Source organism: Adonisia turfae CCMR0081 (assembly GCF_011009555.1).
Classification (GTDB): domain Bacteria; phylum Cyanobacteriota; class Cyanobacteriia; order Phormidesmidales; family Phormidesmidaceae; genus Leptothoe; species Leptothoe turfae.
The window spans coordinates 4,608,037-4,628,298 of the sequence record NZ_QXHD01000004.1 but is presented as its reverse complement, the minus strand read 5'-3'; the positions used below and the strand labels follow the sequence as shown (position 1 = coordinate 4,628,298).

Sequence of the window (20,262 nt, the reverse complement as noted above, 5' to 3'; positions counted from 1 at the left end):
GAAACCTAGCACATAGTTATCGTTATCCAGATCTAACCCATGGCCCCTTCAAAATTCAGTGAACTGTCTCCAACAACCTATGCTGATGCCCTTCTAGGACGTGAACAGTTTATGGATATGGGGATCAGGGAAATGTGGCCCCATATCCCCCGAATTGCCGGGCCAGCGTATACTGTCAGCTGTGCTCCAGGCGATAACCTGATGCTCCATGCAGCCATCTATCGAGCAGAACCAGGTTCCATAATTGTCGTAAAAGCCGGAGACATAGACTATGCTATGTCCGGTGGTAATGTTTATGCCACAGCTCAAAAAAGAGGTATCGTTGGTTTTGTTATTGATGGTGTGATTCGTGATGTGGCAGAAGTCCGTGAGCTACGGTTTCCGGTGTTTGCTCGCGGGGCAATGCCAATCCCAGGTAAAAAACAAGGGTCAGGCTCCTTACAAAGCACAATCATTTGCGGTGGTGTACAGGTCGATACAGGAGATATTGTTGTTGCTGATGAAGAAGGAATTGCAGTTATCCCAGCTAAACAACAAGAGACTATCTGGGATATGGCTAAGCGACGGGCAGAGAAAGATGCAACCCAATCTTTAGAAGAATGGGAGAAAAATCACCGCGCTAAGGTTGAGAGAATCTTGCAAGAGATCGGATTTAAGGGGTGATTGCATGTGACTAAAGAACACAGCTCAACCGTCCTAAAGCGTGATAGATTTTAGGCGTGACAAGTCGCAAGATCAACATCCAGGGGAATGCTATGGGCATCATGTCCAGCTAATTTTAGCTTATTGAGAATCTGCTCAAGATGTTGATGCCCTCGGATCAGTAGGGAAAATTCTAAAATTGCAGATTGTACCGGTAGACCGGTAAACATCCGATGGTGCTCTACCCCAACAATATTGGCCTGGGTTTCAGCAATGATTTGAGATACAGCTGCCAAAGCGCCAGGAATATCGCGAATATTCACCTGTAGCCGCACTAGACGCTGATCTCTTACTAAACTACGTTGCAAAATTGAAGCAAGAATCAGTAAATCAATATTGCCTCCACTGAGAACAATACCCACTGTCTTCCCAGAGAATTTTTTATGCCTCTTTAGCAGGGCCGCTAACCCCACCGCACCAGCCCCTTCAACCACGGTTTTCTCAACTTCTAAAAGCAGTCGAACCGCCTGTTCAATGTCTGTTTCTTCCACCAGGACAATATCATCCACCAGATTCTGAACGATGGGTAATGTCAAACCACCTGGGGTTTTGACGGCAATCCCCTCAGCAATGGTGCTGTAGCCAAAACAAGGCTGTTTGCCAGCAATTGCCTGATACATGGATGGATAGCGAGTAGTTTGCACACCAATGATGTGGATACTGGGACGCATCTGTTTAGCCGCAATGGCAATCCCAGCAATTAAGCCACCGCCGCCAATGGGGACAATGATGCTGTCAAGGTCAGGACAATCCTTGAACATCTCTATGGCAACAGTCCCCTGCCCGGCAATAATAAACGAATCATCGTAGGGATGAATTAAGGTAAGCTGACGTTCCTGAGCCAGTTGTTGGGCCAGGGTTTTAGCTGCATCCAGGGTGTCGCCATACAGATGTATCTCTGCACCAAAGCTTTGGGTGCGTTCAACTTTGACACTAGGAGTGAATTGAGGCATGACAATTACGGCTGGAATGCCTAACCGTTGGGCATGGTAAGCAACTGCCTGGCCATGGTTGCCTGCTGACATGGCTACGACACCTTGCTGCTGCTGTGTGGTCGACAGCGACAGCAGTTTGTAGAGGGAACCACGATCTTTGAAAGAACCAGTAAACTGAAGATTTTCAAATTTTAATGCCACTCTTGTATTGGTCAGCTGTGAGAGTTTGGTGGAGTAGACACAAGGAGTATGGACAATGCCTGAGTGGATTTGCTGAGCAGCCTGGCGAATTTGATCGAGGGTAATGGTCATCGGCAGTTCCTACAATAGCGACGGCAAGACTATCGAGTGAGGTCCATGTCTGCCAGTGCTGCCAACAGACGATTGATCTCAGCTAATGTGTTGTAATGCACTAGACCAATCCGTAACAGTCCACCCTGATCTTCAACTCCCAGTCGTTGTGTCAAATTTAGCGCATAAAAATTGCCATGCCACGTAAAAATTCCTTGTTCTCCTAATATTTTTGCCATAGCTGCTGGGGGATGCTTTGTCATGCGAATTGCCACTGTTGGCAAACGCCACAGTATCTGTTCTGGTGCAGTAATGCCATACACTGTTATCCCTGGCAGCTGTAACAGTCCCTCGATCAATACCTGACAAAGTTTTTCTCCAGAGTGACGAATTGCCGTCATCGCTGCGAATACAGCCCCACGACGATTGCTCACTTGGGGAGACACAAGCCGTCCTAAGTCTGCTAGGTATTCTATAGCAGCAGTCACACCGGCTAATCCTTCATGGTTCTGGGTACCGGTCTCCCATCGATCGGGAATCACATCTGAGGCTGGTCTCACCTTATAGGGGTGCAACCGCTCCAGGTGTTCTCGTTTGCCATATAAAACCCCCATATGGGGACCAAAAAATTTGTAGGGAGAACAGACTAAAAAGTCACAATCGAGCTGCTGGACATCGATGGGTCCATGGGCGGCATAGTGGACTGCATCCACATAAACCCAGGCTCCAACATCATGGGCGAGTTGAATAATTGTTGGCAAATCATTGAGGGTGCCCACCGCATTGGATGCATAGGTAATGGCCAACAGACGGGTACGAAGACTGAGCTTGCTGGTCAAGTCTTCGAGATCCAGGGTGCAGTCTTCAGGATGCATATCCACCGTGTGAACGATCATACCCTGTTCTCTTAAGGCTAACCATGGGGCAACATTGGCATCATGGTCCAGACAGGTGACCAAAATCTCATCTCCTGGCAGTAGCTCATGACCGATGGCACGGCTGATGGCAAAGGTGAGGGTGGTCATGTTGGGACCGAAAACAATTTCGTTAGGGTTACATCCCAAAAAATCAGCCATGGCCCCACGGGCCGCTGCTATAACCTCATCGGTACGCTGACTGGTGGCGAACGCTCCATGGGCATTGGCATTGCTGTGGATGAGATAATCTGTCATGGCATCCATCACCCGTTGGGGCACCTGGGTGCCACCGGGACCATCGAGAAAGGCGATCGGACTACCATTCATTGCCTGAGCCAGGGCGGGAAACTGGGGACGAATCCAGTCTAGGGGTAAAGTGGCGGTGTCAGAAGCGGGAACAACAACAGATTGAGACACTGGAAATACTCCTCTACTCAGGGAGATTAAAGGGAAGATCTGGACAGGTGAAGACAAAGACATCGCGGTAACCGCTGTCTTCTACAGGCACAATTGGGGTGGTGTAGTGGAAAAACTGGTGGTCATTAAATACGAGCAGCTCTCCAGGATTAAGTACTTTACGGAAAACGGGGTCAGATCCTTTTAAAATAGACAGTTGGGTTTCAGCGCCTGATACGCCATGGCGAGCGATGCAAAGAATCCCAACCAGATCGACACCGTCATGGTGAATGCCCTCGGGGGCAGGATTACCCGTCTCGCTCTGGTCTGCGGTCACGCGAATCTGATGTACGCCCACTTCATGAAACGGTGAACATTGTCTGCAGAACTCAAAAAATGTGAGCAGGGTTTGCTGAAACGCATCAGATTGAACCAGTGAACCAGACAGTTCTTCATAGTCTCGCTTAACATTACCCAATAGTGGATTGTAGGTCTTGCTCTGATAGAAAAATGCATGGGACAACTGCATCATTTGCTTGTTTGTTTCTTGAAAATGAGAAAACCGCCGAAACCGGTAATGCCCTTCCAAATAGGGATCGGCTGGTAATCTCTCAAAAAAGGGTTGGATAGTCTTGAGATTGCGATCGCTAATGGTTTCAATCGCGTAGCTACTCAGACAGCTAAATTGTTTTCTATTTGATATCGTTTGAGTAATCATAGGTCGTTCCTGGCACAGGTGCGGATGTGATTTGAAAATTCTTATCCCTTTAATGTTTTGGCGAATAGAGAGGCAATTTGTTGCGAGGCTGGAGAAACATCGTCGGCTGCGAGATGCACATCAAAGACGCAGAAAGACTCAGATGTACGCGCCTGATTAAACGCCTGGCAGAGTTGTTCACCCGTTTTGATCACAAACCCCCTACCGCCCATCAACTCAGCTAGCTGGGCATAATCCAAACGAGGAATCTTCACAAAGTCCGCCGTTTGATGGGCCATCATCCGCAATGACGCATAGGCACCGTCATTGGGATATTGGTGATGCTTCACCGAGATATGCTCTGAGGTCGCAGAAATGGCATAGGCTGGCTCTAAGTGAGCGCTAAACAGACCCAAGTTAATATCAGTCAAAAACGTGCCCACGACCAACGGTGACTTTTCGGCATAGGCTCCCGCCACGGGGTTCACCATGTTCAAACCACCCACACCATAGATGACAACGGCCAGCCCTAAACCTCGAATGCGTGAATAGGCATCAGCTGCAAAGCCAGCCGAGGGTTCATGGGTCATCACAATAGGTTGAATCTCACTCTCAGCCAACGCATCGCAGAGCGTTAAGGCAAAATCTCCAGGAATGCCAAACGCATGTTGCACCCCTTGCTGATGCAACATATTAAAAATATGTGGTGCCAACTGAGGCATCTTACTTCCCCCAAAGGCTTGACTTTAATTTAAAGAATTAAGTCGATCCTAATCTCTTTTCTATGTAGATCATGGACGAACCAAACTAGAATGTGTGGATTTTGTTAAGAAAAAAAATATGATGGAGGACTCGTTGAAAGCAAACGTTTTTCCAGGTATAGAATTCAGGGCTCAGAAGTCAGAAGTCAATCGGTGACTATATTCCGACTTCTATCTTCTGATTTTTGGATTCTTCCTACATCGGATTTTTAAGATTAAGGGGTACCCATAAAAAACTGTGGTGACCATGTTACAAGAGATACCAGAACCCTTGATATCTGAATCATGCCAGCATTATTGATGGTATTCGCCTCAGCAAGGCCCAGCGCTATCGCTATGGTCACAGTGACATGAAAGACCTTGAGACTGCGCTGCAAACCTCCCAGGCAGCAAAACGACGGCTGATCGCCACGGACGGAGTGTTTAGCATGGATGGTGATGTGGCTAAGCTCAGGGAGATTTGCAACCTGGCCGATCGCTACGATGCCATGGTGATGGTGGATGACAGCCATGCTACCGGATTCTTTGGCCCCACTGGGCGCGGTACCATTGAGCATTGTGGTGTCATAGGGCGAGTGGATATCGTCACCAGCACTCTGGGTAAAGCCCTGGGAGGAGCCTCTGGCGGGTTTACAGCCGGGTGTAGATCTGTGGTGGAGCTTTTAAGGCAGCGATCGCGACCGTATCTATTCTCAAATACCCTAGCCCCGGTCATTGTCTACACCAGTCTCAAAGCTCTGGATTTAATTGAACAGAGCCATAATCTCAGGGAACGATTAAATGAAAATACGCGCTATTTTCGGCAGTGCATGTCAGCACAGGGATTTGCCATTGCACCTGGCACCCATCCCATTGTGCCAATCATGCTCTATGACGCCCATCTAGCTCAAACTATGGCAGCAGAACTTCTGAAAGAGGGCATCTATGTGATTGGTTTTAGCTATCCAGTGGTACCTAAGGGTAAGGCCCGCATTCGGGTGCAGATTTCCGCAGCCCATAGCCGTGAGCATCTGGACCAGTGCATTGCCGCATTTACCAAGATAGGCAAACAAATTGGCTTAATCTAGTGTAACTGTAGGATATCTGAGATTTTGCACCTGGCAAAGAAGCATTAACCCACCTTGGACTCAAAGTCGCAAGGCTAACTGGCTCAAAACCGCTCAAGCGGTTAAAGACTCCCTAAAAGCTCTCTATTTAGAGCTGCCCAGCCAATCTTGTCCCTTGAGTGGACAGCCCTCAATTAGCGTTGGGTTTTGAACCCAACGTGGGTTAATGCTTCACAACCGACCTTAGTGTAACTGTAGGATATCTTAGCAACTGGCCTCGCTTGTTACTCGTTACTTGTTACTTGTTACTCGTTACTCGTTACTCGTTATTCTGCAACAAACCCAAGACACCCTTCCCAAACGTTATCTACGCAATCAGCTGTAACCCAGGGCCATGGCGCTTACTGCGATAAGCTGTAGCTCTGCGTATGCGCTGTTCAGCTATCTCAATTGCAATTTGTCGAGGTAGCTTACCCGTACTTGCAACGTTTTCCAACATTAGAGTTGTGTTCTTGCGAATTTTTTCCTCAATGGTTTGAAACGCGATCTCCTTGGTACCGCCGCCATATTCTACGGCACCACAAATCACACCACCCACATTGGCAATAAAGTCAGGGATGACCAGGATATTGCGGTCATGACAGATTTGTTCTGCCTTAGCCGTAAATGGAATGTTGGCTCCTTGAATAACCAGTTTAGTCTTTAGCCGATTGACGTTGTCAGCGTCAATGACATCGGGTCTAGCCGCAGGAATCCAGATATCACAAGGAATATCAATGACAGCATCACGAGACAGTTTGCCTCCGTCAGCATAATCAAGCACACTCTTGCCTTGACGTTTTAATTCAGTCAGTTGATCAATGTCGATACCATCAGGATTAAACAAGGTGCCCTGGGAATCGGTTACGCCGATCAGAAGGGCTCCCCTAGCTGCTAGAAAACTGGCTGTATGCAGCCCTACTGAACCAGCCCCTTGAACCACAAACTTGGCTGTGCTCAGATCAATAGAACAAAATTCGCTGGCCACATCGGCAACAACGCTAAGGCCATAGCCAGTGACTCCAATTTCATCTAAGGGAATACCACCGACTGCTGATGGTAAACCAATGGCTCTACCGGTTTCCTCCTGCACCCAGGCCATACAGGCTTCATCTGTGCCCATGTCAGGACCAGGAATGTAGCTAGTTATTTCTTTGATCGCTACCCCAAACGCTCTCATCAAGGTTTCTTTTTTGGCTGCAGGTACTTTTGGGTTAGCAAGAATGGCCGCTTTCCCACCACCATAGGGAAGATTGGCCACTGCATTCTTAAATGTCATGGCTCGTGCCAGTCGAAAGACTTCTTCCGTAGTGACATCGGGAGCCATGCGAACACCTCCCATGGCAGGACCACAAGCAACATTATCTACCACGAGAATAGCTTTTAATCCGCTATGGTGGTCATAAATATGAACAACTTTGTCTGGCCCTAGAGAGTCACCAAACTCAAATATACGTTTCATTATCAGATTTCCTCCGAAGTGACATTTCACTGCCAAGGTATTCGGAGCACATTAGGAGATACCTATAGTGTGAAGAAAATATTTAATACTGTGTTGATTTTGACAAAAAACATAATGTCTTAGCAGAAATCCTTAGACTTCATATTTCACCAGTGCCCACAGGGCCAACATGCGAGATTCTTTAACCTTAAAGACATACTCGCTGTAATCAGCTAAATCGTCGAGCTGAACAAAGGTTAGAAAAACCTCTGTCGCAATTAGAAACAGGGATCTCACTAAAAAGAGGGAATTTGCATCATAAAAACTCCAGATAGTGCATATGTACTTTTATTCTAGCAAATATTATTGAGTGATCGCAGCGAGAACGTGTCCCCGACATTCGCCAAACCCAATTTTTTTGTAACCTGGTGTCTCACAATATCCTCGCAGACTGATTTCGTCACCGTCAGCTAAGAAAAAACGCTGTTCTCCCGTGGATAACTGGATGGGCTTTTTGCCCTGGTGGGTAATTTCTAAGAGGAACCCCCAGGTGTCCGATGTGGGTCATGGGTGGTGTCAGGTAGAGAGGACATAGGACGTTACCGACGCAGGATCGTTGAACAGCTTCAAACGGTAAAGCTCGGCCAAGGGTTCTTGGAAAGAACAGGAACCAATTCCTAGGAAATAACGACTGCGTATACGGGCAAGGCTGTCTAATGGTAAATGTCCCGCTATTGTGGATAGTTCCGATTCCTGTGACCAGAGGGGGCTATGGCAAATAATCTCGTGTTCCGAGAAAATTAGATCATTAAGGGTATCGATTTGTAAAATGCTGGCAATCTCGGCTGCAGTGGCCCCATAGCCATAGGCAAAAGCGGCTGCGATCACTAGGTTAAGCAAGCCATGCATCTGAACCGAATCACCGTTGGGCAAGGGTTGCCAACTGCGTAACGGATGGTGTAGCCCGGCAGTCGCTTTAAAGGGAAGTCGGGCCGCAGCGCAGGTGACAAGAAACTGGGCTAGGGCTTCAACGGTGGGAAAATCAGCTGCGGTTAGCCCTCCCGTACGGACCTTGACAGCTGCTCGAGTGCCCTGGAGAGCAGAAATGTAGTCAGTGAGTGTAGCATCCAGAGGAATTTCAAAAAAGAGAGTGCTGTGGGAAGGTAAGTGGGGTAGGAGAGGTGCGATCGCATCTCTCCTACCCTTACTCTCTAATGCTGATGTTACCCTTGCCATTGCCCATCCTAACGAGCCCATGACCTACTGGTATCGCTTTGCCCATGGGGATGAACTCTTGTTTATTCACCAGGGCAAAGGGTGTTTGGAAAGTCAGCTGGGAGAACTGCACTATCGGTCAGGAGACTATCTAATAATTCCAGCGGGTGTGCTTTGGCGGCTGATACCAGAAAGGGGAGTGGAGCAAATCCATCTATCTCTAGAAGCCTCGGGGCATATCCAGCCACCGCAGCAATACCTCAGTCCCCAGGGACAATTTTTAGAACAAGCTCCCTACTGTGAGCGCGATATTCGACCACCGGAGAAACTATTGACCCATGATGAAATGGGGGTTTTTGAAGTGCGAGTGAAAGCCAGGAGCAGCCTCACCCAATATTGTTACACCCATCATCCCCTAGACGTGGTGGGATGGGATGGCAGTGTATGGCCCTACGCTTTTAATATCAAAGACTTTGAACCCATTACTGGACGGATCCATCAACCTCCATCTGTGCATCAAACGTTTGCAGGACCTAACTTTGTTGGGGAGCACGTCATTGACAGTATGAGAACCAGAAACCTATAACGTAAAAAGACCTCATCTTAGCCTTAGGGGATGGGTCGAAAATGAAATACCCGTAGAGCGAGTTTCAACTTCGCGGTTCGGCTGAGCTCACCATCAAAGCCTCAACTCTCAAAGCTGGACGGTTGAGCGAAGTCAAAACCGGGTTGAGCGAGTGCATCATTTGGCCGCAGCTCCCTTAGCCTCAAAATCAACCTGTTGCTGCAACAACAACTGTAAAGTACTGTTGCGAAAGTAGGGAAATTATGTTTGCTATAATGAATATAAGAAAACACAAGCTTGACACCCATTGTCTATCAAAATAATCCCCAAACACTGTCCAGGCTTGCTCTTTCTTGGAGATAGAAAGTCTTACAACATTTATATTGAAACGAAAAAAGACTGACCTACCTCTGATTCTGCTACGTGTCCCGATAGCCAACATACTCATTTCGCTTCAGGGTCGTTCGTTTTGAGTGTGTCACCTTGAAAATTGGATAGCTATTGAGGCAGTACTATTCACACTTGTCGTAGAGCGCTAACAGCTGTTGGACATAGCCTGAGTCGTTAAACTTCAACAGGTCAGCTCCGCTAGTTAAGAGAGGTATTCTTTGGGACATTCCTGTAAAGGACTCTACACCATACCATGTGAATCAGTCACTAATAGCTGGTATACGTGGGCTTTTGCAGAGCCCAAGGAGGATCTTATGAGTACACCTGGAACACTATCATTAGAGCAAGAATTTCAACTTAAAGTCCTCAGGGAACAGGTTGAAAACCTTGCCCCCGATCAAGCTCAAGAGTATTTGCTTGAAGCCATGCGTCAGCTCATGCTGAAAGATAATTGGATCAGGCACACGTTCAAAGAATGTTACTTGAAGCTATAAAGCCATGCTCAAAGGAGTGTAAGTGGGCTGATCGAGTGACTCGATCAGCCCTTGGGTTAAGGAGGTTACCATGATTAAACAAATGGCCTGGCTACCCCAGGATAACGGGCAAGAAAAGATTCTACATCTGCGCATCGAGCAGGGAACATCCTGGCGTCCTTACACGATGTTCCCTCAGTTTATAAGCCCTGACCATATGGCCATCGGTTCACGCGGGTTTTCCACGTTTCAAAAACTGTTGCGTGAAGGTTGGGAACTTATTGCTAGCGATCAGGCTAGCCAACTGTCGCTATTTAATGGTCCAGAACCAGCCTAGAAGCTGACGGATACTTTATCTTGATATCGATCTCTGATTACAGGGACACCAGATATTCAAATATCTGGTGTCCCTGTACATTGAACTAGAAATGACACATGATCAGACCAATTCAATTTCGACGTCACCACTTGACACTAAAATTTTGAAGTGAATATAATAGAGCGAGCGCTCGATATAAAATCATGCCTAAGATAGTTGACTCTGAGCAATACCGAAAAGAAATTCTGTACAAATGTTTTAATTTGTTTGCAGAGGAAGGGTATGCCAATGTCACAACAAGAAAGCTATCCAAGGAGCTAGGTATCTCAACCGGGGCAATGTATCACTATTTCCCTAGTAAGCAGGCTTTATTTGAGCAGCTAGTGGAAGAAGTGAGTATGCAGGAGTTTCAGTTATTTAAAGCAGCCACGCGTGGACATACGCTTTTGGATCGCATGCAAGCGCTGGAGACGCTTTTAGTAGAGAATGAGGATCACTTTATTAAACAAGCCGCAATTTGGGTGGATTTTTATCAACATCACGACATAGCGGAAATTAATGACAATCCTGTCTTTCAAAAAATTGATCAGAGAAGTCAGCAGGAGATATCTGAATTTTTAGACCTCACCGATCTGAAGCTCGCTCGATTTATTTGGACCCTCATTAATGGCATTTTGATTGAGCAATTAGAGGACGATAGCAGTTTCTCATTTAAGGAACAAATTCATCTATTAACACAGATGCTGCTTGCCTATTTCGAGAAGCATTCTCCCAGTAGACAGTAAATATGTCGTTATAAGTTGCATCGCGCCATAGAAACTTTTTGTGGTCAAAATAAACCAAGCGCTCGATATAAAAACTAAAGAGAGTAAGGAGGATAAGCCCAAATGGACATTGATTTCACCCGTTTTGATGGATTTATGGAAATATTTGAAGCTCTGGAATTAATCGATCTCATCTTTTTTGTGGCTATCATTCTTGAAGCTGTATGGGATATTGTTTTTGTGCGTCGTCGGGCTCAGGGAGAGACTTTTGCGAACTCCGGCATTGCTTTTGTGGGTCTGCTGTTAGATCGCACCTTTTACGGACTGGTCTTTGTGTTAGGTCTATTTGCTGTTGAATATTTTATTCCCTGGAGGCTACCCTTAACCTGGTGGACTTGGGGAATGGCCCTTATTCTGGCAGATTTCACGTATTATTGGATGCACCGTTGGGAGCATGAGGTACGCATTTTGTGGTCGTATCACAGCGTTCACCATTCATCCCCTGAGTATAATCTCACCACATCCCTGCGGTTAGCCTGGGTTGAAAGTCTAATTGAGTGGATATTTTCATTCCGATGATTTTAATAGGCTTTGATGTTATTCAAACACTGATTGCCTTAGTGATAGTTGTTGTTTATCAAACCTGGATTCACACTGAAAGAATCGGAAAGCTGGGTTGGTTAGATAACATCTTTAATACACCATCAGTTCATCGTGTTCATCATGGGGTAGGTCCGAGGTGTATTGACAAAAACTATGACGGAATCTTGATTATCTGGGATCACCTATTTGACACTTACCAAGCTGAGACTGAGAAAATCACCTATGGCCTTACCAAACAGATCGGGTCGGTCAATCCAATTGTCATTAACTTCTATGAGTTATGGCAAATCATCAAAGATGTTAGGCATAGCAAGCGATTTTCCTGTGCTTTAAAGTACATCTTTGGTAAACCAGGTTGGCAACCCAATGGTAAAAAATAACACTATAGGTAACTAGCGAGAATAAGGTATTCCATTCATTTTCGTGTGATCAAAAAAACGACAACACCTTCAATTCTCATCGAAATCCTAAGCTATCCGGAATAAGAGAATTTGGATGAAATTCTTGCAACCTTGAAAAATTTATGTTAAATTGACGTTAACAACAGAAAAGCTTGACACTTTATTTAATCAGGGTTAATAGGTTTGTGGGATATGTCCACAATTTCAAAGGCTCATCTTCCATAAGGCTTAACGTAAACGCTTGAGAGCTGAGTTATAGCATCGCCACTTGCTTCTCGTGTGGCCTGTTCCTGTGTATCAACTTGCCGATGGATTGAAACTAACGTTGCGCATTGTAGTGGCAGTACGTTTTGACAAGTTTTTCAAGCCACGTGTTCTCTTGGCTATTTATTGAATAATTAAAATACTCGTCAGCACAAGGTTGAGACATTACTGACTCCCTGTAAGGTTGGTTCTTTCAAAAATATTCGCATGTATTTTTCACCAGTCGACACTCCTGCTTGGCTGATGTTTTTGCATGCCCATAGGTCAGAAACGACTCTGTTTTGCCGTAGCAATATCTAACCCCTCATAATTATGTATTCTGTTGAGTTCCTAGAGAATGATCGCTGGAATAGCGGTTTCAATGGTTCCATTACGATTGGCAACCCAAGTGATACGCCCCTAGATGGTTGGACATTGGAGTTTGAAAGCAATTTTGAGATCTCTAATTTTTGGAATGCAGAAATTGTTAGTCACAAAGACTCAAAATATGTCGTTCGCGCATTAGATTGGAATAAACAAGTAACCTCAAACAACAGCATAAGTATTGGGTTTAGTGCAAACGCTGCCAGTGATGTTGATCTAAGCATTAGCAACGTTCAGCTCAATGATTCAAGTATTGCATTAGTTTCTGTTCCTATGCCAACTCCCGAATCTACACCGATACCTACCCCTGAATCTGCGCCGACTCCCGACCCTCAACCCACCCCACCTCTTACAAATTCTGCTCCAGCAGACATTGACTTCACCGTTGCAAACAATTGGGGAAGTGGATTTACAGGTGGTTTTGAGATAACAAATTTAGAATCAACGGCAATTGATGGTTGGCAACTTGAGTTTGAAGCAGATTTCGATATCACTAATATTTGGGGTGGTAAGGTCATCAGCCAAAACGGTAATCTCTACACAATAGAGAATGTTGACTACAACAGCACAATAGCAACAGGTGAGCCAATTTTTATTGGCTTCAATGCAAACGGTTCCCCAAAGGATCCCTCAAACTTTGTCCTGAATGAGGATACAATTTTCGATGAGGATAACAATGAGAATGTTACTCCACCAGAGTCTGATCCAGACATACCTGAGGTAACTCCAACTCCACCTAGCCCCCCGAATCTTTCACCACCTGATAACGGCGGAGATTATAACTATGGTGAATCCTTACAGAAATCTCTGTTGTTTATTGAGGCTCAACGCTCTGGCGATTTACCAAAAGAGAATCGCATTGCATGGCGAGATGACTCGGCTCTCAATGATGGTGCAGATGTTGGAGTGGATCTCTCAGGTGGCTATTATGATGCAGGAGACCATGTAAAATTTGGATTGCCCATGGCATCTTCAATAACGCTTCTAAGCTGGGGAGTCATTGAATATCGTGAGGCTTATGAGAAAAGTGGTCAACTGGATGAGGTTCTTGCTGCCATTAAATGGGGAACTGACTATTTTCTGAAAGCACATGAGACCAACAGTAATGGAACAACAGCTCTATGGGGACAGGTGGGTAATGGTGGAACTGACCATGCCTACTGGGGTTCAGCAGAATCTATGACGATGGAGCGTCCAGCTTACAAAGTTGATAGTAACAATCCTGGATCTGATTTGGCTGGGGAGACAGCCGCAGCCTTAGCTGCTGCATCAATCGTCTTTAAGTCCACCAATGCTAACTATGCAGATAAGTTGTTAACCAACGCAAAACAACTTTATGACTTTGCTGATACCTATCGTGGCAAATACTCTGACTCTATTCCCGATGCCGCAAACTACTACAATTCCTGGAGTGGCTATGAAGATGAACTTGCCTGGGGTGCCGCCTGGTTGGTAAAAGCTGGCGAATCGGGGTATTTATCTAAAGCCAAAGACTCTTACAAAGGAGTGAATAAACAATGGACCCAAAGTTGGGATAATAAATCTTACGGGACAGCTGTTTTACTAGCACAGGAGACCGGAAATAGCCAATATCGCAACGATGCTGAGACATGGCTTGACTACTGGAGTAATCGGAATGGGAATGGAATTACCTATACAGAGGGAGGGCTTGCCTGGCTCGATCAATGGGGTTCACTACGGTATAGTGCCAACACGGCCTTTTTAGCCGGAATTTATAGTGACACCGTCAATGACTATGACAACCGTTACAGCAATTTTGCGCAAGGGCAGGTTGACTATATTTTAGGTAATAATCCCAACAACTTCAGCTATCAAGTTGGCTTTGGTGATGATTTTGCCCTGAACCCCCACCACCGAGGTGCTTCAGGCACAACTGACATCAATAGTAGCGCTCCTAACGAACATATCTTGTATGGCGCATTAGTCGGCGGACCCAGTTCACCCAATGACTACAGCTACATTGATGAACGGACAAATTATATTACTAATGAAGTTGCCCTTGATTACAATGCTGGATTTACGGGGGCAGTGGCTCGGTCATACAGCCTATACGGTGGTGAGCCGCTCAATGATACGGCACTCGCTGCTTTGCCAGAAGTAATGATTGGTTAGATCGATTAACAATTCAAAAGTCTCTTTTCCTTGAGAGACCTTTCTATAGAAAGGTCTCTCAAGGATTAGTCTGATTGTGGATAAAACGTATGAGAAAGCATTGGTTCCGTATCATGGAACATTCATAAGAGTTGCCATGTATAATTTAAGAGATAATAGGTGACATATGATTTTTGTTCAGCCCCCATGGCCACACCCTCTCCAGAAGCAACCGATCAATTCAACAGTCCTTTTGATGCAGCCACCTACGTGCGACAATCAGCACAGCTGTTAAATTTAGCTATTCCGCCAGAACAGATGGCTAGTGTGGTCGAAAACTTTGAGCGTGTTCACACTATTGCGCAGCCCGTCTTAGACTTTCCATTACCTGATAATCTTGAGTCTGCGCCAAGGTTTGAACCATGACCCCATCAGCAATCACATCAACCGCCGCAGAAATTACTGCCCATTTCCAACGGGGAGTAATCACAGCCCAAGAGGTGGTAACAGCTACCCTGGAGCGTATTCAAACCCAGAATGAACGCTTGAATTGTTTTACGACAGTCCTAGCATCGTCAGCATTAGAGGCTGCCGCTACACTAGATCGTAAACAGGCAACAGGAGAACCGGTAGGTCCCTTAGCCGGTGTTCCCTTTGCGGTTAAAAATCTCTTTGACATTGCTGGCACTGTTACCTTAGCTGGTTCCAAAATTAATCAGGCCAATTTACCAGCCACCCAGGATGCAACCGCTGTTGCTCGCCTCAAAGCGGCAGGGGCAATTCTGGTGGGAGCCCTCAATATGGATGAGTACGCCTATGGATTTGTCACGGTCAACGAGCACTATGATGCCACCCCAAATCCCCATGACTTGACGCGCATCTCGGGCGGGTCATCGGGTGGATCTGCTGCTGCTGTCGCTGCCGGTTTAGTGCCGTTAACCCTAGGGTCTGACACGAATGGTTCCATTCGGGTGCCTGCGGCTTTATGTGGTGTATATGGCCTGAAGCCCACCTATGGTCGGTTATCGCGGGCAGGGGCTTTTTTGTTCTCTAGCAGTCTCGATCATATTGGCCCGTTTGGCCGTTCTGTTGCAGATGTTGCCAATGCCTTTCAAATATTGCAAGGCCCAGATGCACGAGACCCTATTTGTACGGATCGTCCGGAGATTATCCCTGATTTGTCAGGCGATATGGCTGGAATGCGGGTTGCGATCGCAACCGATCACTTTGCCAAAGGCATGGCCCCCACCGTTGCCCAGGCCTTAGACAAGGTCGTCACGGCCCTCAATGTCACCCGTACTGTGACGATCCCAGAAGCCGCACGAGCCAGAGCTGCAGCCTATTTGATTACCGCCAGCGAAGGGAGTCAGCTGCATTTATCTCGCTTACAAACTCAGCCACAAGACTTTGATTCAGCGACGTGCGATCGCTTTTTAGCAGGGGCATTAATCCCCAGTAGCTGGTATATTCAAGCCCAACGTTTTCGGCGTTGGTATCGAGACCAGGTCCGTGAACTATTCAAAACCGTGGACCTGATTGTAGCACCAACAACACCCTGCCCGGCTCCTCTCATTGAGCAAACCACCATGGAGCTAGACGGTGAGACGGTCTTGGTACGCCCCCATCTAGGATTTTATACTCAGCCTTTATCATTTATTGGTTTACCAGTCCTTTCCGTTCCCGTTCACCTACCTGGAGAGTTACCCGTGGGTGTGCAGCTGATTGCCCGTCCCTATGATGAGCAGTCTCTCTTTACAGCAGCGGTGGCCCTGGAACAGGCTGGCATCACTCAAGCTCCCCTGGCGATGACATCTGCGCTAGAGTAGTTCTTTGATTCAGTTATTAGCCCCAATATTATGAAACCAAGTCAGGGACTGCTAATTGTTGGGATAATCGTTGGCTTAGGAGCGCTGTTTGTCTGGGGCTATCGGGCCGCATCTGCGCCTTTGCCAGAGGGGTTTCCACCCCCTACGGCGAAGGGTGAGATTGAAATTAAGCAGTATCCGGCCTACCGAGCGGCGACGGTGCAGGTGCGGGGCGACTTAGGTAAGGCGGCATCTCGTGGGTTTTCGCCGTTATTTCGTCACATTAGCGACAATGATATTTCGATGACAGCTCCGGTGGAGACGCGGTATCCGACGGCGACGCTACAGACAGGCACTATTTCAGACGGAGATGCGGCAGTTTCGTTTTTGTATCGCAGTTTGGATGTGGTACCGAAAGAGGTGGCGCAGAATGTGCGGGTGGAGGATATATTGCCGATGACGGTGGTAAGTATTGGATTGCGGGGTGGTTATGGCTATGGGGTGTATACGCGGGGTGTACAGCAGTTACAGGATTGGCTGACGGCGCATCCGGAGTATGAGGTGGTGGGGCCGCCGCGACGGTTTTTCTATGATGGACCGTTTATTCCAGATGGGTTAAAGCGGAGTGATATTCAGATTCCGGTAGAGCGGAATTAGAGAGCTGGCTTTAGGCAATGAGGTAACTGAAGATTTTCAGAAACCAGATTAGCAGTTTACGGTTGTTATTCCAGATCCCCTTCAATAAGTTGAATAACCATAATTCTTCGATAAGATTTAGGCAAATTTAGTAATGTTGATCATTCGTCAGGACTAAGCTTATACAATGGTTTCTCAGCTCTCTTCTCTTACAAGTTCATTCTCCCTCGCTGATTTACGTATCAACAAGGAGCGTCTTCTCCAACGGTTAGATCAGCTAGCTCAAATTGGTGCGATCTCAGATGGCGGTGTCTGTCGTCTTGCTCTCACCGACGAAGACAAAGCTGGTCGAGACCTGGTTGTTAGCTGGATGAGAGAGCTAGGACTGACCATCACCATTGACCAGATCGGCAACGTTGTCGCCACCCGTGCCGGTCTAGAAGCTGGCCCTCCAGTGATGACCGGCTCCCACATCGATACGGTGGCAACGGGGGGCCGTTACGATGGCAATTTTGGGGTACTGGCTGGGTTAGAAATCATCGCCACCCTGAATGAAAACAACATTCTAACCCGTCATCCGATCGCAGTGGCCTTTTTTACCAATGAAGAAGGAGCCCGATTTCAGCCCGATATGATGGGTAGCTGGGTATTTAGCGGTGGCTTCCCGGTAGAAAACGCTCTGACCTCAGTGGGAGTTGACGGTACTACCGTTGGCGAAAATTTAGAACGGATTGGCTATGTCGGAACAGTGCCCTGCGGTAGTCAACCGGTAAAAGCATTTGTGGAATTGCACATCGAGCAGGGGCCAGTACTGGAATTAGAAGGTTTCCAGATTGGTGCAGTGACTGGTGTTCAGGGGATGTCCTGGAAAGAGTACACCGTGAAGGGTGTGTCGAACCATGCCGGTACTACGCCGATGCATTTGCGCCATGATGCAGGCTATGGGGCAAGTGCGATCGCAATCGCTGCCCGCAATCTTGCCCTGGACATGGGGGGTAATCAAGTGGCTACTGTCGGTTCCATGCAAGTAAAACCTGGCTTGATCAATGTAATTGCCCAAGAAGCTAGCCTCACCGTTGATTTGCGCAACACCGATGAAACCTGTTTAAAAGACGCTGAAGCCCGAATGAATACTAAAATCGCTGCCATCGCCAAGGCAGAGGGGCTGAAAATTACCAGTCGTTCTTTAGCTTGCTTTGAACCCGTTGTCTTTGACGCTGGCATAATTGACCTAGTAACAAAAACAGCTGAGGGATTAGGACTATCGGTCAAATCCATGCCCAGTGGAGCCGGTCATGATGCCGGGTTAATTGCGCCCATGGCTCCTACGGCTATGATTTTTGTTCCTAGCGCCCATGGCATTAGCCATAATGTAAAAGAATACACAGCTCCTAAAGATTTAGAGAATGGGGCAAATGTGTTATTGCAAGTGTTGTTACAGCTGGCGATATAAATATCTCTTTTTTTAACACAAGACTGTTGTGAAACTTCTCATCTTACGCTCATGGTGGACCGGGCCAACTGACCTAGACCTACTGGTGCAACAAACCCTCAACGACGGCTTTGACGGTATCGAAGGACCTATTCCACAAGACAAGCAGCAACAACAACAACTCCGGCAGCTGCTTCAGGATAATGATTTGGTTTTTATCGCAGAAGCTACCACGGGGAGCGATTCGAACGACCCCAAAGACTGGTGGATACCTCGCCCCGACCGCAGCATCGACGATCATCTGGGTGACTTGAAATGGGTGATTGACCATGCCCAGGATATGGGAGCGCTGTTTGTCTCCACCATGTGTGGTTATGATGCCTGGTCCTGGCAGCAAAATGTAGACTTTTTTGGACGTGCCCTGGAATTAGAGCACACTTCTGGCTGTATCGTCAGTTTTGAAACCCATCGCAGTCGTTCACTGTACAATCCTTGGACGACTCGCGACCTGTTAAAAGAATATCCTTCAATGAAGCTCACCTGTGACTTTAGCCACTGGTGTGTTGTTTGTGAACGCCTGATTGATACAGAATGGTCTATTTTGGAACTGTGTGCTGAACGGGCGCAGCATATCCAGTGTCGGGTTGGTTATCCTCAACATGCCCAGGTTTCTGATCCTCGCGCACCAGAATACCAAGAAGCGCTTACGGCCCATGAACGATGGTGGAGTTTAATCTGGGAGAAACAACGGATAAGAGGTATGGCACAAACGACAATGATGCCAGAGTTTCTCTACGACGGTTACATGCAGACCTTACCGTATACGAACATGCCCGTTGCCGATGTGTGGGAAATCACCTGTTGGATGGCACAACGACAACGACAGCGGTTTGCAAATTGGCAGTGATAAGCACCTATTAAAGACTAACACTCAATTCATTTTGAGACCAACCAGGAGCATTTTCTATTTCAACACGAGGAAATTCAACTGGCTCTATCGTTAATATTTTTGCTAAGGCAGAGGCATCCCCATCCGGTGAAATGAAGGACCATCAGGTGATGGCCCAATTGCAGTGATTGCTCAAAAACAGGGAAACTAGGGTGGTCATGGTGCAGCCGCTAGGGGTGTGCTTCCTTAAGCATCAGTATTACTCATCTGCATAAAAGCGATAAAACAAATAGTCGTTCTTGAAGTCTTGCTCATCGACAACGTGATGAATAATGCCGCGCTTTAACAAGCGCTGTCCTACACGTACAGCTTCATCGAGAGTCAGACCCAAGTTACCCATTAACCATTGGACAGCTTCAGACCCAACAAAACACTTTCGATACGTCGTGAGGTTATGCCGACGGTCTTTAATACTAACTCCAGCCGCACTTCGCATCTGAATAACGAGTTGTTTTAAATCTTCTGACGTTGCGTAGGCGGCCAACTTAAGTTGCCCATCAACATAAGTGACATCCCCAGCCAAAATCCATTGAACTAATGTCTGGTAATCATATTGAGGATATTGTTTATGCCATGCTGAGACTAATGCTTCAGCTTCACTATAGCGAATGTTGAGATTCAAGTATGCCACAGCAACAACTTCAACTTTCCTATCTATCACCATGTGATCAGGCCTCGTCATAATTGGAAATCTATAAAAATTAATCTAGTGACAGTTTCTGAGACTGAAAACTGTTGCCCCCCGA

20 protein-coding genes and 3 pseudogenes are annotated in these 20,262 nt (G+C 46.8%); 14 read left to right on the top strand and 9 right to left on the bottom strand.

Going from position 1 to position 20,262, the window contains the following annotated elements; all coding sequences use genetic code 11:
• The first annotated feature begins 39 nt into the window (after positions 1-39).
• Positions 40-663, top strand: a complete 624-nt coding sequence (locus DXZ20_RS23915; protein WP_163701359.1) for an RraA family protein — start codon at positions 40-42, stop codon at positions 661-663.
• Between the two features lie 50 nt (positions 664-713).
• Here DXZ20_RS23915 and DXZ20_RS23910 read toward each other — a convergent pair whose 3' ends face one another.
• The 4 genes from DXZ20_RS23910 to DXZ20_RS23895 are packed head-to-tail and all read right to left on the bottom strand — an operon-like array spanning position 714 to position 4,660.
• Positions 714-1,949: a threonine ammonia-lyase gene (locus DXZ20_RS23910; protein WP_163701355.1), complete on the bottom strand. Its 1,236-nt coding sequence runs from the start codon at positions 1,947-1,949 to the stop codon at positions 714-716.
• A 29-nt stretch (positions 1,950-1,978) separates the two neighbouring features.
• Entirely contained in the window at positions 1,979-3,262 is a 1,284-nt protein-coding gene (locus tag DXZ20_RS23905; RefSeq protein ID WP_163701352.1) for a cysteine desulfurase-like protein, read from the bottom strand.
• Positions 3,263-3,275: 13 nt separating this feature from the next.
• Positions 3,276-3,959, bottom strand: coding sequence for a 2OG-Fe dioxygenase family protein (locus DXZ20_RS23900; RefSeq protein WP_163666641.1), 684 nt, complete (start codon positions 3,957-3,959; stop codon positions 3,276-3,278).
• 41 nt (positions 3,960-4,000) lie between these two features.
• Positions 4,001-4,660 (bottom strand): thiamine pyrophosphate-binding protein, encoded by a 660-nt coding sequence (locus DXZ20_RS23895; protein ID WP_163701350.1) that lies wholly within the window; start codon positions 4,658-4,660, stop codon positions 4,001-4,003.
• A 317-nt stretch (positions 4,661-4,977) separates the two neighbouring features.
• Here DXZ20_RS23895 and DXZ20_RS23890 point away from each other — a divergent pair.
• Positions 4,978-5,766: pseudogene (locus DXZ20_RS23890) on the top strand (aminotransferase class I/II-fold pyridoxal phosphate-dependent enzyme); the annotation flags it as partial.
• Positions 5,767-6,112: 346 nt separating this feature from the next.
• Here the strand turns inward: DXZ20_RS23890 and DXZ20_RS23885 are convergent.
• The 4 genes and pseudogenes from DXZ20_RS23885 to DXZ20_RS23875 form a co-directional block, all read right to left on the bottom strand.
• Positions 6,113-7,246: a Glu/Leu/Phe/Val family dehydrogenase gene (locus DXZ20_RS23885; protein ID WP_250565904.1), complete on the bottom strand. Its 1,134-nt coding sequence runs from the start codon at positions 7,244-7,246 to the stop codon at positions 6,113-6,115.
• Positions 7,247-7,378: 132 nt separating this feature from the next.
• On the bottom strand, positions 7,379-7,522 hold the full coding sequence (locus DXZ20_RS23880) for a hypothetical protein (protein WP_250565499.1): 144 nt from the start codon (positions 7,520-7,522) through the stop codon (positions 7,379-7,381).
• Between the two features lie 66 nt (positions 7,523-7,588).
• Positions 7,589-7,789: pseudogene (locus tag DXZ20_RS37745) on the bottom strand (fumarylacetoacetase); the annotation flags it as partial.
• A 12-nt stretch (positions 7,790-7,801) separates the two neighbouring features.
• Positions 7,802-8,461: a hypothetical protein gene (locus DXZ20_RS23875; protein ID WP_250565903.1), complete on the bottom strand. Its 660-nt coding sequence runs from the start codon at positions 8,459-8,461 to the stop codon at positions 7,802-7,804.
• Between DXZ20_RS23875 and DXZ20_RS23870 the strand changes: the two are divergent.
• The 12 genes and pseudogenes from DXZ20_RS23870 to DXZ20_RS23820 all read left to right on the top strand — a co-directional run.
• A pseudogene (locus DXZ20_RS23870) lies at positions 8,409-8,984 on the top strand (homogentisate 1,2-dioxygenase); the annotation flags it as partial. The gene DXZ20_RS23875 and the pseudogene DXZ20_RS23870 overlap by 53 nt on opposite strands.
• Before the next feature lie 725 nt (positions 8,985-9,709).
• Positions 9,710-9,889 carry an NblA/ycf18 family protein gene (locus DXZ20_RS23865; protein WP_163666644.1) on the top strand — a complete coding sequence of 60 codons (180 nt, stop codon included), beginning with the start codon at positions 9,710-9,712 and terminating at the stop codon, positions 9,887-9,889.
• Between the two features lie 70 nt (positions 9,890-9,959).
• Entirely contained in the window at positions 9,960-10,205 is a 246-nt protein-coding gene (locus DXZ20_RS23860) for a hypothetical protein (protein ID WP_163666646.1), read from the top strand.
• Between the two features lie 185 nt (positions 10,206-10,390).
• Positions 10,391-10,972 (top strand): TetR/AcrR family transcriptional regulator, encoded by a 582-nt coding sequence (locus DXZ20_RS23855; protein ID WP_163666648.1) that lies wholly within the window; start codon positions 10,391-10,393, stop codon positions 10,970-10,972.
• A 102-nt stretch (positions 10,973-11,074) separates the two neighbouring features.
• The gene (locus tag DXZ20_RS37740) at positions 11,075-11,530 is read left to right on the top strand and encodes a sterol desaturase family protein (protein ID WP_250565902.1); all 456 of its coding nucleotides are present in this window, start codon (positions 11,075-11,077) and stop codon (positions 11,528-11,530) included.
• Positions 11,527-11,934 carry a sterol desaturase family protein gene (locus DXZ20_RS37735; protein WP_250565901.1) on the top strand — a complete coding sequence of 136 codons (408 nt, stop codon included), beginning with the start codon at positions 11,527-11,529 and terminating at the stop codon, positions 11,932-11,934. The genes DXZ20_RS37740 and DXZ20_RS37735 overlap by 4 nt, the downstream gene beginning before the upstream one ends.
• Before the next feature lie 597 nt (positions 11,935-12,531).
• Positions 12,532-14,715, top strand: a complete 2,184-nt coding sequence (locus tag DXZ20_RS23845; protein WP_163701347.1) for a glycoside hydrolase family 9 protein — start codon at positions 12,532-12,534, stop codon at positions 14,713-14,715.
• A 186-nt stretch (positions 14,716-14,901) separates the two neighbouring features.
• Complete coding sequence (locus tag DXZ20_RS23840; RefSeq protein WP_163701344.1) at positions 14,902-15,120, top strand: DUF4089 domain-containing protein; 219 nt, start codon at positions 14,902-14,904, stop codon at positions 15,118-15,120.
• Positions 15,117-16,520, top strand: a complete 1,404-nt coding sequence (locus tag DXZ20_RS23835; RefSeq protein ID WP_163701341.1) for an AtzE family amidohydrolase — start codon at positions 15,117-15,119, stop codon at positions 16,518-16,520. The genes DXZ20_RS23840 and DXZ20_RS23835 overlap by 4 nt, the downstream gene beginning before the upstream one ends.
• 30 nt (positions 16,521-16,550) lie before the next feature.
• Positions 16,551-17,156, top strand: coding sequence for a heme-binding protein (locus DXZ20_RS23830; RefSeq protein WP_163666657.1), 606 nt, complete (start codon positions 16,551-16,553; stop codon positions 17,154-17,156).
• 166 nt (positions 17,157-17,322) lie between these two features.
• The gene (locus DXZ20_RS23825) at positions 17,323-18,588 is read left to right on the top strand and encodes a M20 family metallo-hydrolase (protein WP_163701338.1); all 1,266 of its coding nucleotides are present in this window, start codon (positions 17,323-17,325) and stop codon (positions 18,586-18,588) included.
• A gap of 28 nt (positions 18,589-18,616) precedes the next feature.
• The gene (locus DXZ20_RS23820; protein ID WP_163666662.1) at positions 18,617-19,474 is read left to right on the top strand and encodes a TIM barrel protein; all 858 of its coding nucleotides are present in this window, start codon (positions 18,617-18,619) and stop codon (positions 19,472-19,474) included.
• 241 nt (positions 19,475-19,715) lie between these two features.
• Here DXZ20_RS23820 and DXZ20_RS23815 read toward each other — a convergent pair whose 3' ends face one another.
• Complete coding sequence (locus tag DXZ20_RS23815; RefSeq protein ID WP_163666664.1) at positions 19,716-20,198, bottom strand: DEP domain-containing protein; 483 nt, start codon at positions 20,196-20,198, stop codon at positions 19,716-19,718.
• Positions 20,199-20,262: the final 64 nt, after the last annotated feature.

Bases quoted from the DNA above. Each gene is read 5' to 3' on its own strand.
- DXZ20_RS23915 (WP_163701359.1), top strand. From the start codon at position 40: ATGGCCCCTTCAAAATTCAGTGAACTGTCTCCAACAACCTATGCTGAT.
- DXZ20_RS23910 (WP_163701355.1), bottom strand. From the start codon at position 1,949: ATGACCATTACCCTCGATCAAATTCGCCAGGCTGCTCAGCAAATCCAC.
- DXZ20_RS23900 (WP_163666641.1), bottom strand. From the start codon at position 3,959: ATGATTACTCAAACGATATCAAATAGAAAACAATTTAGCTGTCTGAGT.
- DXZ20_RS23895 (WP_163701350.1), bottom strand. From the start codon at position 4,660: ATGCCTCAGTTGGCACCACATATTTTTAATATGTTGCATCAGCAAGGG.
- DXZ20_RS23885 (WP_250565904.1), bottom strand. From the start codon at position 7,246: ATGAAACGTATATTTGAGTTTGGTGACTCTCTAGGGCCAGACAAAGTT.
- DXZ20_RS23875 (WP_250565903.1), bottom strand. From the start codon at position 8,461: ATGGCAAGGGTAACATCAGCATTAGAGAGTAAGGGTAGGAGAGATGCG.
- DXZ20_RS23865 (WP_163666644.1), top strand. From the start codon at position 9,710: ATGAGTACACCTGGAACACTATCATTAGAGCAAGAATTTCAACTTAAA.
- DXZ20_RS23860 (WP_163666646.1), top strand. From the start codon at position 9,960: ATGATTAAACAAATGGCCTGGCTACCCCAGGATAACGGGCAAGAAAAG.
- DXZ20_RS23855 (WP_163666648.1), top strand. From the start codon at position 10,391: ATGCCTAAGATAGTTGACTCTGAGCAATACCGAAAAGAAATTCTGTAC.
- DXZ20_RS37740 (WP_250565902.1), top strand. From the start codon at position 11,075: ATGGACATTGATTTCACCCGTTTTGATGGATTTATGGAAATATTTGAA.
- DXZ20_RS37735 (WP_250565901.1), top strand. From the start codon at position 11,527: ATGATTTTAATAGGCTTTGATGTTATTCAAACACTGATTGCCTTAGTG.
- DXZ20_RS23845 (WP_163701347.1), top strand. From the start codon at position 12,532: ATGTATTCTGTTGAGTTCCTAGAGAATGATCGCTGGAATAGCGGTTTC.
- DXZ20_RS23840 (WP_163701344.1), top strand. From the start codon at position 14,902: ATGGCCACACCCTCTCCAGAAGCAACCGATCAATTCAACAGTCCTTTT.
- DXZ20_RS23835 (WP_163701341.1), top strand. From the start codon at position 15,117: ATGACCCCATCAGCAATCACATCAACCGCCGCAGAAATTACTGCCCAT.
- DXZ20_RS23830 (WP_163666657.1), top strand. From the start codon at position 16,551: ATGAAACCAAGTCAGGGACTGCTAATTGTTGGGATAATCGTTGGCTTA.
- DXZ20_RS23825 (WP_163701338.1), top strand. From the start codon at position 17,323: ATGGTTTCTCAGCTCTCTTCTCTTACAAGTTCATTCTCCCTCGCTGAT.
- DXZ20_RS23815 (WP_163666664.1), bottom strand. From the start codon at position 20,198: ATGACGAGGCCTGATCACATGGTGATAGATAGGAAAGTTGAAGTTGTT.